Here is a 12,692-nt window from a genome sequence, read left to right as displayed (position 1 = left end):
GGCACCTCCTCTCGCTGGGCGCGGCCGGTCGGCCGCGATCACCGCCAGCGACCGATGACCGCAGAACGCGAGGCGGACGCCGTTGGCGTCGTTGCCCGTCGTCCGTAGCCCGGGGCCGGGCTGTCGCCGGTCGCACCCGGAGAAACGCGCCGTGCCGGGATCGGGTTACGGGCCTGCCGGGGTCGGAAATCACGCAAAGTGATCGCTGTGACTGCCCCGCACGGACGCGCAGCTACCGACGACGACCGTACGGACGGCGTGGAGAGTTACGCCTGGAAACCGTCGGGCAGCAGCCGGGCCAGGGCGCGGACCGCACGGTACTGGAGGGCCTTGATCGCGCCTTCGTTCTTGCCCATCGCCCGCGCGGTCTCGGCCACTGAGAAGCCCTGGAGGAAGCGGAGCACGATGCACTCCTGCTGTTCGGGGTTGAGGCGTTTGACGGCGGTCAGCAGCGCGACGTTGGTGATGTGTTCCACCACGGCCGCCTCCGGGCTGCCCTCCGGGCCGCGGTCCTCGCGATCGGCGTCGAGCACGTCACCGGTGGTCACCTCCAGCCGGTAGCGACCCGACTTGAAATGGTCAGCGACCAGGTTGCGGGCGATGGTGACCAGCCAGGCGCCGAGGTCACGGCCCTGCCAGGTGAAGCTGCCGATGCGCTTGAGCGCTCGCAGGAACGTGTCGGAGGTGAGGTCTTCGGCGAGTTGCCGGTTGCCGACCCGGAAGTAGACGAAGCGGAACACGGTGTCGACGTAGCGGTCGTAGATCAGCCCGAACGCCTCGGCCTCACCGGCCTGGGCGCGTTCGACCAGGGCCCACACCTCGGTGGCCGGATCGGACGGGTCCGGGCGGCTCGGGTAGCCGGTGGAGGTGTTGATCGGGGCGGTGACCGCGGGGATCACCGCGGTCTCGGCCGCCGGCACGTCGGTAACCGGCGCGTCGCCGCCGCTGCGTCGGGCCTGGGCCGGCATCGTCGGCCGGCTCGGCGTGGCGACCCCGCCGCCGGCCGGCATCGCGTTCGCGCCCGGCACCGCTGGTCGGTGTGGTGGCTCGTTCGGATGTGGTCGGTTGCCGGCCCGCGTGCTGCTCTCACCCCGGTTGACCAGGTTGCCCGCCGCGTTCTGCTGGGCATGGGCGCCGCCGCGTTCGTTGACCGGGGTGCGCGCCGCCGGGCCGGTCAGGCCCGTCGGGCGGTGCGTGAAGCCGAAGGTGGTCATCGGGACACCTCCGATTCATCACTGGCGCACGCGCCGGCGGTGGCCGGGTGACCGGCCAGATCACCGCCGGGCAGGGCGGCTCCGGGGTGTGCCGGCGGGCGGCAGTTCCCCTTGAGGTGCTGGTCCAATGCGCTGACGGGCACGGGGGCCTCCTCGGGCTGAGGGGTGTCGACTCACGGCAAATGGGGTGAGCCGACCCGAGTGATGATAGGGCCAACGTCACCCGCGCGTGGCAAGTCCGTTACACAGGGCCGAAGTATTTCCCGACGTGTCGCACCGGTGCCGGACCGGTTGTCCGTCGAGTGTGGTTGACAATCGCCGGTCCACCTGATCTGAGACAGATGAGCAGGTCAGATCGATGATAGTGATCGCTGTGAAGATACCTCGCGAGTCCGGTCGTGGTCGACAGGCGTCCCCGTCCGGACAGTGTGGACCGGTGGTGATCCGTACCCACGGTGACGCTGCGTGGTCCCGTTGACGGGACTGGGCGCTGCGGGCGGTGGCGGAGTCGGCGGTAGTGGGCGTGCCGCATCCGCGTACCGGGGAGACTGTTCGGGCGTACGTGGGGTCGGGGTCGGGCAGCCAGGTGGCCGGTGTCGCACTGATCGCCCACTGCGCGCGTAACCTGGCGAGGTTCAAGTGCCCGACCAGCCGGCACCACTCGGCACGACGGAGGAGACCGATGCGTGAGCCCCGCCTGACCCTGATCACCCGCCCCGGCTGTCACCTGTGCGAGGACGCCAAGGCGGCGCTCGACCGGGTGGTCGCGGTCACCGGCGACCGGTGGACCGAGCGGGACGTCAGCGGTGACATCGAGATGGAGCGCGAGTACGGCGACCGGCTACCGGTGGTACTGCTCGACGGCAAGGAGCACGGCTACTGGCGGGTCGAGGAGGAACGGCTGCTGCGTGACCTGACCACGCCGCAGCTCTAGGGCGCTCCGGCGCGCCCCACCGATACCCGGCGTCGCCGATAGAGTGCGCCGATGACCCCTTCGAAACCCCATCTGGTCTGGGACTGGAACGGGACGCTGCTCGACGATCTGAGCCTGGTGGTGGCCTGCACGAACGCCGTGTTCAGCCGCGAGGGTGGGCCGACGGTGACCGCGGAGGAGCACCGGGTCCGGTTCCGCCGGCCGATCGCCGCCTATTACGCGGAAGTGCTCGGCCGGGCGGTGGACGACGAGGCGTTCGGCCGGCTCGACCGGATCTTCCATGACGCGTACCGGCTGGGTCTGACCAGTTGTGAGCTCGCCCACGACGCGGTGGACGCGATGGCGGCCTGGCCGGGCAGCCAGTCGCTGCTGTCCATGTGGTTCCACGACGAGTTGGTACCGGCGATCCAGACGTACGGCCTGACCGGCCGGTTCGCCCGGGTCGACGGGCTGCGGGCCACGGTCGGCGGTGATCGCAAGGCCGAGTCGCTGGTCCGGCACCTGGCCGAGTTGGGCGTCGACGGCCGCTCGGTGGTGCTGATCGGCGACTCGCTGGACGACGCCGACGCGGCCCGCGCCGTCGGCGGACGTGCTGTGCTCTACGCCGGCGGCTTCACCGACCGCGCCCGCCTGATCGCCTCCGGTCACCCGGTCGCCGACACCCTCACCGAAGCGGTGACGCTCGCCACCACCCTCGCCGAGCCGGCGCAGTGATCGCGAAATCGCCGTATCGAGCATTAACGTCATGATCAACAAATTGGGATGGACCGATGGTGCGCGTGTGATTGGTCAGAGAAGTCGGAATTGAGCAATAATCGCGCGGGCGGTCCCGGGAAGTGGGCGCGCGTCGATCTTGTTGGACGGAGGGGCTGGTGGGGGCAGGGGGCGGGACAGCAAGATCGCGATTTGTGCACGTCTTCACAAGCGCCTACTCTGTAATTCCGACGCGCCCTGCTAGCACAGCCGGCAATTTCGGTCGCCAGCGGGAGTCCCGAACGGCCGGCCGGTGGAGTTGGTCAAGGATCGCACCGCACGGAGTCTCATGAGTCAGCACCGTCACCCTGGCACGCCCGGTCGCGCCGGTGGCGTCCCGGCGCTCCCGGACCTACCCGAGGCGACGGTGGCGCGGCTCCCCGAATACCTCCGTGCCCTGCACAATCTCGCCGAAACCGATAACGAGACGGTGTCCAGCGAAGGGCTGGCCAACGCCGCCGGGGTCAACTCCGCGAAGCTCCGCAAGGACCTGTCCCACCTCGGCTCGTACGGCACCCGGGGCGTCGGCTACGACGTGGCGCTGTTGATAGAGCAGATCGAGTACGTGCTCGGGCTCACTCAACGTCGGGCGGTCGCCCTGGTCGGCGTGGGTAATCTCGGTCACGCGCTGGCCGGCTACGACGGCTTCGCCAGCCGTGGCTTCCGGATCGCCGCCCTGCTCGACGCCGACCCGGCCCGGGTCGGTGAGGAGATCCACGGGATGGTCGTGCGGCACGTCGACGAACTGCCCCAGGTGGCGGCCGAGGAGTCGATCGCGATCGGCGTCATCGCCACCCCCGCGTCGGCCGCTCAACGGGTCGCCGATCAACTCGTCGCCGTCGGCGTGACGAGCATCCTGAACTTCGCGCCCTGCGTACTCTCGGTTCCGGACGGAGTCGACGTACGCAAGGTCGACCTCGCCATCGAGCTGCAGATTCTGTCGTTCCACGAGCACCGCAAGGCATCCCTGACCGGGCTGCCCCGCACCGGCGGATCCGCCCTGACCGCCCTGCCCGGCGGTCTCGCGGTCACTGAGGGTCAGGAGGCGATCGGAACGTGAAACTCCTCGTCGTGGGTGCCTCCTACCGCACCGCGCCGGTCGCCACCCTGGAGCGGCTCGCGGTCGCCCCGGAGAGCCTCACCCGCATCCTGAACCGCCTGGTCGCCCAGCCGTACGTCAGCGAGGCCGCGCTGGTCTCCACCTGCAACCGGGTGGAGGTCTACGCGGCGGTCTCCGGTTTCCACGGCGGCCTCGGCGACATCTGCGCCGTCCTCGCCGAACAGGCCGACTGCCAGCCGTCCGCGCTGGCCAACAACCTCTACGTGCACTTCGACTCCGCCGCGGTCGACCACGTCTTCCGGGTCGCCGCCGGCCTGGACTCGATGGTGATCGGCGAGGCGCAGATCCTCGGTCAGCTCCGGGACGCCTACCACGGTGCCACCGGCGCGGACACCACCGGCCGGCTGCTGCACGAGCTGATGCAGCAGGCGCTGCGGGTGGGCAAGCGGGCCCACTCCGAGACCGGCATCGACCGGGCCGGCCAGAGCGTGGTCACCGCGGCGCTGGGACTGGCCGCACGTCATCTCGGCGACGAACTCGCCGGTCGGCCCGCACTCGTCGTCGGCGCCGGCGCGATGGGCTCGCTGGGCGTGGCGACGCTGTCCCGGCTCGGCGCCGGCCCGTTGACCGTGACCAACCGCAGCGCCGAGCGGGCGGTACGGCTGGCCGAGTCGTACGGCGCTGCCGCGCGACCGATGGCCGAGCTGGCCGACACGCTCTCCACAGTGGACATCGTAGTGGCCGCCACCGCGGCCAGCGAGCCGGTCCTCACCCGCGACGTCGTCGCCGGTGCGCTGGCCGGCCGGGACCCGGAGCGCGGGCCGCTGGTCCTGCTCGACCTGGCCGTACCCCGTGACGTCGGGTCCGGTGTGGCCGAGCTGCCCGGCGTCGAGGTGATCGACATCGACCGGATGGCCGAGCTGCTCGCCGACGGCCCGGCCGCCGCCGACGCCGCCGCCGTCGAACGGATCGTGGCCGGCGAGGTGGAGTCCTTCCTCACCTGGCTGCGCGGCGCGGACGTGGCACCGACCGTGGCCGCCCTGCGGGGGCGGGCCGAGGACGTGGTCAGCGCCGAACTGCGCCGCCTCGCCCAGCGCCGCCCCGACCTCAGCGACGACCAGCGTGCCGAGGTGGCCCGCACCGTGCACCGGGTGGTCCAGCGGTTGCTGCACCAGCCGACCGTACGGGTCCGCCAACTCGCCGCCGAGCCCGGCGGTGACCAGTACGCCGCGCTGCTGCGCGAACTGTTCGACCTGGAGGTCCCGCAGACCTCCCAGGTGGACACGGTCCCCGACATCACCCCGACCAGTGGAGGTGAACGATGAGCCAGCGGCAACCGAGTGGCCCGCTGCGTCTCGGCACCCGGGGAAGCAAGCTGGCGATGGCCCAGTCCGGGCACGTCGCCGAGGCCCTGACCGCCCGCACCGGACGCCCGGTCGAGTTGGTCGAGGTGATCACCGCAGGTGACCAGTCCAGCGCGCCGGTGCACCGCCTCGGCGTCGGGGTGTTCGTCTCCGCGCTGCGCGACGCGCTGGTCGCCCGGGAGATCGACTTCGCGGTCCACTCGTACAAGGACCTGCCGACCGCGATGCCGGCCGGGCTGCACATCGCCGCGGTACCCCCGCGCGAGGACCCGCGTGACGCGCTCGTCGCCCGCGACGGCAGGACGCTGGCCGAGCTCGCCCCCGGCGCGTCCGTCGGCACCGGCGCGCTGCGCCGGATCGCCCAACTGCACGCCCTGGGCATGCAACTGTCGGTCGGCCCGATCCGCGGCAACATCGACACCCGGCTGGGCCGGGTGCTCGGCCCGGACGCCGACCTCGACGCGATCGTCCTCGCCCGGGCCGGGCTGGCCAGGATCGGCCGGCTCGACGTCATCACCGAGACGCTCGATCCGATGTTGATGCTGCCGGCCCCCGCACAGGGCGCGCTGGCGGTGGAGTGCCGGGTCGACGACCCGGAGATGGTCGAACTGCTAGGTACGCTTGACCACGCAGCGTCACGCGCCACGGTCACCGCGGAGCGGGCAATGCTGGCCACCCTGGAGGCCGGATGCTCCGCTCCGGTCGCCGCCTATGCCGTCGTCGCCGAAGGCGAGCCAACCGGCTCCGGTGTCGAAGGTGATGTTGTCCAGGAGATCTACCTGCGCGGGGCGGTGATCAGCCCGGACGGCAGTCGCGACATCCGGCTGTCCCGCACCGGAACGCTCGCCGATGCGGCGGAGATCGGTAAGGCCCTCGCCACCGAACTCCTCGACCTCGGCGCCGACTCGATCCTCGGCCCGCAAGGACACAACGGCCCGGGGACCCAGCAATTTGGGAGCACAGAATGACCCGCACCCGTAAGCCCGTAGGCCGGATCGCGTTCGTCGGGGCTGGACCCGGCGACCCGGGCCTGCTGACCCGCCGGGCGCACGACGCCCTGGTCGACGCCGACCAGGTGGTGTACGACCGGGGAGTCCCCGAGTCGTTGCTCGACGTCGTCCGGGCCGAGGCCAAGGCCGAGACCGAGTTCACCCCGGCCGAAGGCGTGCCGGGCGATGTGGCGAAGGTGCTCATCTCGGCGGCCCGCGCCGGGCAGAACGCGGTGCACCTGGTGGCGGGCGACCCGTTCGGCCACGACTCGGTGGTCAAGGAGGTGCAGGCGGTGGCGCGTACCGCCGCGCACTTCGAGGTGGTGCCGGGCGTCAGCCAGGCCGAGGGTGTGGCCACCTACGCCGGTGTGCCGCTGCCCGGCGTACGCACCACCGCCGACGTCGAGGACGTCAGCACCCTGGACTTCGACGCGCTGGCCGCGGCGGTGCAGCGCGGATCGCTGGCGCTCGCCGTGGACGCCGGTGACCTGGCCGCGATCCGTGACGGTTTGCTCGCCGCCGGGGTGGACGGCGGGACCGCCGTCGGAGTCACCGGTGACGGCACGGGTGAGACGCAGTACACCACCACGTCGAGCGTGGACTCGTTCGTCGCGGCGGCACTCGGCTTCACCGGCCGGGTGGTGCTGACCGTCGGTGAGGGTGTGAGCCAGCGGGACAAGCTCAGCTGGTGGGAGAACCGCCCGCTGTACGGCTGGAAGGTGCTGGTTCCCCGGACCAAGGAGCAGGCCGGGGTGATGAGTGCCCGGCTGCGCGCGTACGGTGCGATTCCGTGCGAGGTGCCGACCATCGCGGTCGAGCCGCCGCGTACCCCCGCCCAGATGGAGCGGGCGGTCAAGGGCCTGGTCGACGGCCGGTACGCCTGGGTGATCTTCACCTCGGTCAACGCGGTCCGCGCGGTCTGGGAGAAGTTCGCCGAGCACGGCCTGGACGCCCGGCACTTCGGCGGCGTGAAGATCGCCTGCATCGGTGAGGCCACCGCCGAGGCGGTCCGCGCCTTCGGCATCCAGCCGGAACTGATCCCCACCGGGGAGCAGTCCTCCGAAGGGCTGCTGGCCGAGTTCTCGCCGCACGACGAGGTGCTCGACCCGGTCGGCCGGGTGCTGCTGCCGCGCGCCGACATCGCCACCGAGACCCTCGCCGCCGGGCTCACCGAGCGCGGCTGGGAGGTCGACGACGTGACCGCCTACCGTACGGTCCGGGCCGCCCCGCCGCCCGCCGAGATCCGGGACGCGATCAAGTCCGGTGGGTTCGACGCCGTTCTCTTCACGTCAAGCTCGACGGTGCGCAATCTCGTCGGTATCGCCGGCAAGCCGCACGCGCGTACCGTTGTCGCAGTGATCGGGCCCAAGACCGCGGAGACCGCCACAGAGTTCGGCCTGCGGGTCGACGTCCAGCCGCCGCACGCCTCCGTGCCCGACCTGGTGGAGGCGCTCGCCGGCTACGCCGTCGAGCTGCGGGAGAAGCTCGCCGCGATGCCGGCGAAGCAGCGCCGTGGCTCGAAGGTGCAGGGGCCGACCGCGCTGAGGTTCCGGTAGTCGTCTAGGAGAGCCGCCATGCCGTACCCCGAGCACCGGCCCCGCCGGCTGCGTCGCAACGCAGCCGTGCGGCGGCTGGTCGCCGAGACTCGTCCCGCCCCGGCCGAACTGGTCGTACCGATGTTCGTCAAGGAAGGGCTGACCGAGCCCCGCCCGATCGGCTCGCTGCCGGGCGTGCTTCAGCACACCCGGGACTCGCTGCGCAAGGCCGCGGTGGAGGCGGTCCAGGCCGGGGTCGGCGGGATCATGCTCTTCGGGGTGCCGGCGGAGCGGGACGAGTGCGGGGCCGGCGGCATCGACCCCAACGGCATCCTCAACGTGGCCATCCGGGACGTGGTCTCCGAGGTCGGCGACGCGACAGTGGTGATGAGCGACCTCTGCCTGGACGAGTTCACCTCGCACGGGCACTGTGGGGTGCTCACCCCCGACGGCTCGGTGGACAACGACGCCACCCTGGCCGCGTACGCCGAGATGGCGGTGGCCCAGGCCGCCGCCGGGGTGTCGGTGGTCGGGCCGTCCGGGATGATGGACGGCCAGGTCGGCGTGGTACGCCGGGCCCTGGACGCGGCCGGGTACACCGACGTGGGGGTGCTGGCCTACGCGGTCAAGTACGCCTCCGCGTTCTACGGCCCGTTCCGCGAGGCGGTCGAGTCCTCGCTGGAGGGGGACCGGCGCACCTACCAGCAGGATCCGGCGAACCTGCGCGAGTCGCTGCGTGAGGTCGAGCTGGACGTGGCCGAGGGCGCCGACATGGTGATGGTCAAGCCGGCCCTGCCCTACCTCGACGTGGTCTCGGCGGTCCGGGCCGCGGTGCAGGTCCCGGTCGCCGCCTACCAGGTCTCCGGCGAGTACGCGATGGTCGAGGCGGCCGCCGCGAACGGCTGGATCGACCGCGAGCAGGTGATGCTGGAAACCCTCACCTCGATCCGGCGCGCGGGCGCGCAGATCATCCTCACCTACTGGGCCGTCGAAGCCGCCGAACTCCTCCGCCAGCGCTACTGACCCACACCGCGCCCCTAGCCCAGCCGGACCTGCCTTCGGTCGCCCGGCCGCCACGGCACCCCCCAAGCCTGCCGCGGCAGCCGTCGAGCCGGCCAAACCCGAAGCCGGCCAGCACCCATCCGGCAGCTTCGGCAGCACCCGTTCGGCAGGCGGCCACCGGGCTCGTGGGTCACCGTGATCACCGTCTGCCTGGCCTGTCGGGGTAGCCGATACCCCTGCGGGCCCCCTTTGCTCTGCTTCACTCCACGCACAGGTCTGGAGCCGAAACCTGTGCGTGGGTTGAAGCAGAGCAAAGGGCCCTCAGCGCAGGTGGTCGGGTGGGGGATCGGGCTGGACGGGCGCGCCAAAGGCCACGACGCACGCACGCACCCACGCGCACGTGCACGGCGGTGAGCGGCTGACCCTGTCGGTTGACCGAGTTGTCCACAGGCTTGTCCACAGGGGTCGCTCTGGTGGGGACGGGGTGGGCAGGGTGGGGGCATGGCTTCCGTCTTCGAACCTCCGGATCTGGGTCCTACGCTCGGGTCGTTTCCCATTGCCGGTCTGGTGCGTCGGGCCCGGCGCATCGTCGGGCTCAGCCAGTTGCGGATGGCCCGCTTCGCGAAGGTTGCCCCGTCGACCGTCGCGCGGGTCGAGGCGGGGACTCTGACGCCGAGTCTGGCGGTGCTGGAGCGTCTGCTCGGCTCAGCGGGGCTCTACCTCGTGGCGGTCGACCAGGACGGGCGGATCGTGTACCCGATGGAGGTCTGGGACGACACCCGCGACGGCGCGGACCGTCGCTATCCGGCGCACCTGAACACCATTCTCGATCCCGAGCCGGGCGAGTGGTGGGCGGACATCTACGGGCTGGCCCGCCCGCCGGAGACGTTCCATCGCTGCCCCGCCGATCGAGAGGCCCGGCGGCGGCGCAGCCAGTGGGAGGTACGGGTGGCGAAGTACCGCAACGTGCCCCCGCCACCGGACCCTGGAAGCGGGCGCTACTACTGACCCCGCTCAGCGGGAGCTGTCGAGGCGGTGCACCAGGTCGGCCACGTCCACGCTGTATTCACACCACTCGCGGTCCGGTCGGTATCCCAGCTCGGCGTTGACCTTGAGCATCGTCTCGTTGGCCTGGGCGTTCCAGGTCTGCACCTCGGTCAGCTGCGGCTCGGTCGAGCGCAGTTCCAGCAGCATCCGGGCCTTGATCGCCCGGTCGATGCCGTAGCCACGGTGGTCCTGCACCACGATCGTGTCGTACTGGTCGGCACGGGTGGGGTGCTGCACCGGCACCACCACCTCGGTCAGCCCCGCCACCTCGCCGGTCTGCTCGTGCAGGGCGAGCACGATGTAGGGCTTCATGCCGCGCCGGTGCAGGCAGTCCAGGCTGTCACGGAGCCGCTGCGGATCGTACGAACTCGGCCGCAGCTCGCCGTCCTCGATGTCCCGGATCTCGGCCTTGGCCCGCGCGTACGCCTCGATCAGCTCGTCCGGTGGCCCACCCGGGTGGAACTGGACGTGGTAGCCCGCCCCGACCCCGGTGGACATCTCGGCCAGCTCGGCCCAGTCGACGCCGGAGAGGTCGAGCACGCTGCGAGTCTCGACGTACTCCCGGGCGAAGCCCAGCGACTCGTAGAAGGCGATGGCGGGCGTGCCGCCGACCACCTCCACCCCGATCGACTCGAAGCCCTCCTGGTAGACCCGACGGGCGGCGCGCAGGACGAGCTCCCGGCCGAGCCCGCCGCGCCGGACGGAGGGGTGCACCAGCACTTCCAGCACACCGATGCTGCCGAGCAGCAGCACGTGCACATGCCCCAGGATCGGCCCCGGGGTGCCGTCGGCGGCCGGCTCGGCCTGGGCCACCCAGGAAATCCGCCGCTCGCCCGGCATCACCTCGGCGAGATATTCCCGCAGGCAGGTCTCGCGCCATGGCGGATCCTGCGGGAGATCGGTCGCCAGGACCGCGTTCAACGTGTCCAGCAGCGACGCGATCTCGGCGGACGACGCGTTCCTGGGGTCCCACTCGCGCACCATCACCCGTCTAGCTTGCCGTCAAGAGCAGCCTGGGGGAAGTGTCCAGTTCTCCAATGTATGGGGACGATCACTTCACGTACGACTGGCCTGTCCGTACCTGTTGGCAGTGTTGAACACGTCCTGGGCGTACGGCCGGACGTTGTTGTACGACAGGATGGCGTTCCACCAGTCGCCCGGGATCGTCAGGTTGCGGTTGCCTTTGCACAGGTAGATCCCGGCGGCCAGGGCCGCGTCGTGGATGTTGTGCGGGTCCTTGCGGCCGTCGTTGTCCGCGTCCGTGCCGACCTCCTGCCAGGTGGTCGGGATGAACTGCATCGGCCCGACGGCCCGGTCGTAGGTGGTGTCCCGGTCCAGTTCACCCCGGTCGGTGTCGGCGATCCGCATCCGACCACCCTGGCCGTCCAACGGCAGACCGATGATCTCCGGTACGGCTCGACCGTCCGCGCCCAGGGTTGCGTTGTTGGCCTGCCCGTGGCGTGATTCGACGAAGCCGATCGCGGCCAGGGTCGTCCAGCTCAGACCGCAGCTGCGGTTGGTCTCGGCGAGGACCAGCTCGGCATAGCCGTACGCCTGCATGGCGATCGGGTCGATGCCGGCCTTGGCGCCGACCTCCCGGGCCCAACCGGCGAGTGCGTCGGAGGGTCGTCCCCCCACCGGCAGGCCACCGGGTGTCGCGGTGGCGCCCGGTGCGTTCGGCGGCACCACGCCCGGCGGTAGCGTCGCGTCGGGCGGCGGGAACGCACCGGTCGGTGGCGCCTCGTTCGTCGGCGGCAGGTCGCCGACGGTCCCGCCCGCGGTGGCGTCGGCGGCGACCGGCCGCTGTGCGCCGATGGTCGCCGGCACCAGCATCGCGCCGACCGTGGCGGTAGCCGCCACCAGCGCGAGGAGGAACACCCCGGGCAGGGTCAGCCGGCCACTCGGCCGCCGCGACCAGTCCCGGGTCGCTTGAGCCGCGGCGCGCGGACCCGGCAGGCGTACGGCGTGCGCGAACCGCGTCCGCCGACGTCGAGCACCCGACGCCCCACCCTCCGGCGTGGACGCCACCGCCCCACCCTCACCAGCCGGCTTGCTCTCGGCCTTGTCGGCCGGCTCGTCCACAGCCTTGCCTGCGGCGGTGGTGCTCTGTGGAGTGTCGCTGTCGGACTTGTCGGGTGCGGCCGGTTGCCGAGTCGTGGGCGCGACGTCGACAGCTTCGGGCCCGGCGTCAGCGCTGGGCGTCGCGGGTGCCTCGCTCACCGGCTCGCTCGCCGGCTCGGTGGCGCGTAGCCAGGGCCGGCGAGGTCGCGGCAGCCTGCGGGTCGGCCGGTCCGCTGCGACGTCGGATCCGGCGCGCGGCGTGGCCGGCCGGAGGGGGCGTAGGGGGGTGCTCTCGTCGCCGTCTGCCACCCGTCGAGTATCACCCATGTTCCGGTGGACGTCAGGTCCGGTCGTACCCTGATGTCATGCCCCGGTACGAGTTCCGTTGCCGCGCCTGCGGCGACACCTTCGAGGTCAACCGCCCGATGGCCCAGGCCGGTGAGCCGGCGTCCTGCCCTGCGGGGCACACCGACACGGTCAAGCTGCTCTCCACCATCGCCGTCACCGGCCGTGGTGCGGGTGCTGCCGGTGCCGCGCCGGCGCCGTCCGGTGGTGGTTGCTGCGGTGGCAGCTGCGGATGTTAGCCCGCTTCCGTACGGTTTTTTGCAGCGTCAGTTGCTGATAAGGATGATGACTGTCTTGCCCGGACGCCCGGTCTGATGGCACCTTGGGGCGGAGCCTCGGCCGACCGTTCTCGCGATGCGTGACGATTCGGCTTCGTGAAGTATGAGGT

12 protein-coding genes and 1 pseudogene are annotated in these 12,692 nt (G+C 71.5%); 10 read left to right on the top strand and 3 right to left on the bottom strand.

Annotation, left to right across the window (positions count from 1 at the left end):
- Positions 1-266 precede the first annotated feature (266 nt).
- Positions 267-1,214, bottom strand: coding sequence for an ECF subfamily RNA polymerase sigma factor, BldN family (locus tag JMF97_RS20175; RefSeq protein WP_203222968.1), 948 nt, complete (start codon positions 1,212-1,214; stop codon positions 267-269).
- A gap of 499 nt (positions 1,215-1,713) precedes the next feature.
- Between JMF97_RS20175 and JMF97_RS31420 the strand changes: the two are divergent.
- The 9 genes and pseudogenes from JMF97_RS31420 to JMF97_RS20130 all read left to right on the top strand — a co-directional run.
- Positions 1,714-1,851, top strand: a pseudogene (locus JMF97_RS31420) (AMP-binding enzyme); the annotation flags it as partial.
- Positions 1,852-1,896: 45 nt separating this feature from the next.
- On the top strand, positions 1,897-2,148 hold the full coding sequence (locus JMF97_RS20165; protein ID WP_203222967.1) for a glutaredoxin family protein: 252 nt from the start codon (positions 1,897-1,899) through the stop codon (positions 2,146-2,148).
- A gap of 51 nt (positions 2,149-2,199) precedes the next feature.
- Positions 2,200-2,862, top strand: a complete 663-nt coding sequence (locus JMF97_RS20160) for an HAD family hydrolase (protein WP_203222966.1) — start codon at positions 2,200-2,202, stop codon at positions 2,860-2,862.
- A gap of 328 nt (positions 2,863-3,190) precedes the next feature.
- Complete coding sequence (locus JMF97_RS20155) at positions 3,191-3,961, top strand: redox-sensing transcriptional repressor Rex (protein WP_203222965.1); 771 nt, start codon at positions 3,191-3,193, stop codon at positions 3,959-3,961.
- Entirely contained in the window at positions 3,958-5,286 is a 1,329-nt protein-coding gene (locus JMF97_RS20150; RefSeq protein WP_013736073.1) for a glutamyl-tRNA reductase, read from the top strand. The genes JMF97_RS20155 and JMF97_RS20150 overlap by 4 nt, the downstream gene beginning before the upstream one ends.
- On the top strand, positions 5,283-6,293 hold the full coding sequence (gene hemC, locus JMF97_RS20145; RefSeq protein WP_203222964.1) for a hydroxymethylbilane synthase: 1,011 nt from the start codon (positions 5,283-5,285) through the stop codon (positions 6,291-6,293). The genes JMF97_RS20150 and hemC overlap by 4 nt, the downstream gene beginning before the upstream one ends.
- Positions 6,290-7,870, top strand: a complete 1,581-nt coding sequence (locus tag JMF97_RS20140) for a bifunctional uroporphyrinogen-III C-methyltransferase/uroporphyrinogen-III synthase (RefSeq protein WP_013736071.1) — start codon at positions 6,290-6,292, stop codon at positions 7,868-7,870. The genes hemC and JMF97_RS20140 overlap by 4 nt, the downstream gene beginning before the upstream one ends.
- A gap of 18 nt (positions 7,871-7,888) precedes the next feature.
- Entirely contained in the window at positions 7,889-8,872 is a 984-nt protein-coding gene (gene hemB, locus JMF97_RS20135; RefSeq protein WP_203222963.1) for a porphobilinogen synthase, read from the top strand.
- A gap of 480 nt (positions 8,873-9,352) precedes the next feature.
- On the top strand, positions 9,353-9,859 hold the full coding sequence (locus JMF97_RS20130) for a helix-turn-helix domain-containing protein (protein ID WP_203222962.1): 507 nt from the start codon (positions 9,353-9,355) through the stop codon (positions 9,857-9,859).
- 6 nt (positions 9,860-9,865) lie between these two features.
- On the opposite strand, the gene JMF97_RS20125 is transcribed toward JMF97_RS20130, so the two are convergent.
- Both JMF97_RS20125 and JMF97_RS20120 read right to left on the bottom strand, forming a co-directional pair.
- Positions 9,866-10,882 carry a GNAT family N-acetyltransferase gene (locus JMF97_RS20125; RefSeq protein ID WP_043722003.1) on the bottom strand — a complete coding sequence of 339 codons (1,017 nt, stop codon included), beginning with the start codon at positions 10,880-10,882 and terminating at the stop codon, positions 9,866-9,868.
- A 72-nt stretch (positions 10,883-10,954) separates the two neighbouring features.
- Positions 10,955-12,268 carry a lytic transglycosylase domain-containing protein gene (locus tag JMF97_RS20120; protein ID WP_203222961.1) on the bottom strand — a complete coding sequence of 438 codons (1,314 nt, stop codon included), beginning with the start codon at positions 12,266-12,268 and terminating at the stop codon, positions 10,955-10,957.
- Positions 12,269-12,324: 56 nt separating this feature from the next.
- Here JMF97_RS20120 and JMF97_RS20115 point away from each other — a divergent pair, with 56 nt between their 5' ends.
- Positions 12,325-12,543 carry an FmdB family zinc ribbon protein gene (locus JMF97_RS20115; RefSeq protein WP_013736067.1) on the top strand — a complete coding sequence of 73 codons (219 nt, stop codon included), beginning with the start codon at positions 12,325-12,327 and terminating at the stop codon, positions 12,541-12,543.
- Positions 12,544-12,692 lie beyond the last annotated feature (149 nt).

The organism is Micromonospora fiedleri, from assembly GCF_016774385.1.
Classification (GTDB): Bacteria; Actinomycetota; Actinomycetes; order Mycobacteriales; family Micromonosporaceae; genus Micromonospora; species Micromonospora gifhornensis.
This window is presented reverse-complemented; position numbering and strand designations above follow the sequence as displayed.

What these genes read in the sequence shown, in the direction of transcription:
- JMF97_RS20175 (WP_203222968.1), bottom strand. Translation starts at nt 1,214, where the DNA reads ATGACCACCTTCGGCTTCACGCACCGCCCGACGGGCCTGACCGGCCCG.
- JMF97_RS20165 (WP_203222967.1), top strand. Translation starts at nt 1,897, where the DNA reads ATGCGTGAGCCCCGCCTGACCCTGATCACCCGCCCCGGCTGTCACCTG.
- JMF97_RS20160 (WP_203222966.1), top strand. Translation starts at nt 2,200, where the DNA reads ATGACCCCTTCGAAACCCCATCTGGTCTGGGACTGGAACGGGACGCTG.
- JMF97_RS20155 (WP_203222965.1), top strand. Translation starts at nt 3,191, where the DNA reads ATGAGTCAGCACCGTCACCCTGGCACGCCCGGTCGCGCCGGTGGCGTC.
- hemC (WP_203222964.1), top strand. Translation starts at nt 5,283, where the DNA reads ATGAGCCAGCGGCAACCGAGTGGCCCGCTGCGTCTCGGCACCCGGGGA.
- JMF97_RS20140 (WP_013736071.1), top strand. Translation starts at nt 6,290, where the DNA reads ATGACCCGCACCCGTAAGCCCGTAGGCCGGATCGCGTTCGTCGGGGCT.
- hemB (WP_203222963.1), top strand. Translation starts at nt 7,889, where the DNA reads ATGCCGTACCCCGAGCACCGGCCCCGCCGGCTGCGTCGCAACGCAGCC.
- JMF97_RS20130 (WP_203222962.1), top strand. Translation starts at nt 9,353, where the DNA reads ATGGCTTCCGTCTTCGAACCTCCGGATCTGGGTCCTACGCTCGGGTCG.
- JMF97_RS20125 (WP_043722003.1), bottom strand. Translation starts at nt 10,882, where the DNA reads ATGGTGCGCGAGTGGGACCCCAGGAACGCGTCGTCCGCCGAGATCGCG.
- JMF97_RS20115 (WP_013736067.1), top strand. Translation starts at nt 12,325, where the DNA reads ATGCCCCGGTACGAGTTCCGTTGCCGCGCCTGCGGCGACACCTTCGAG.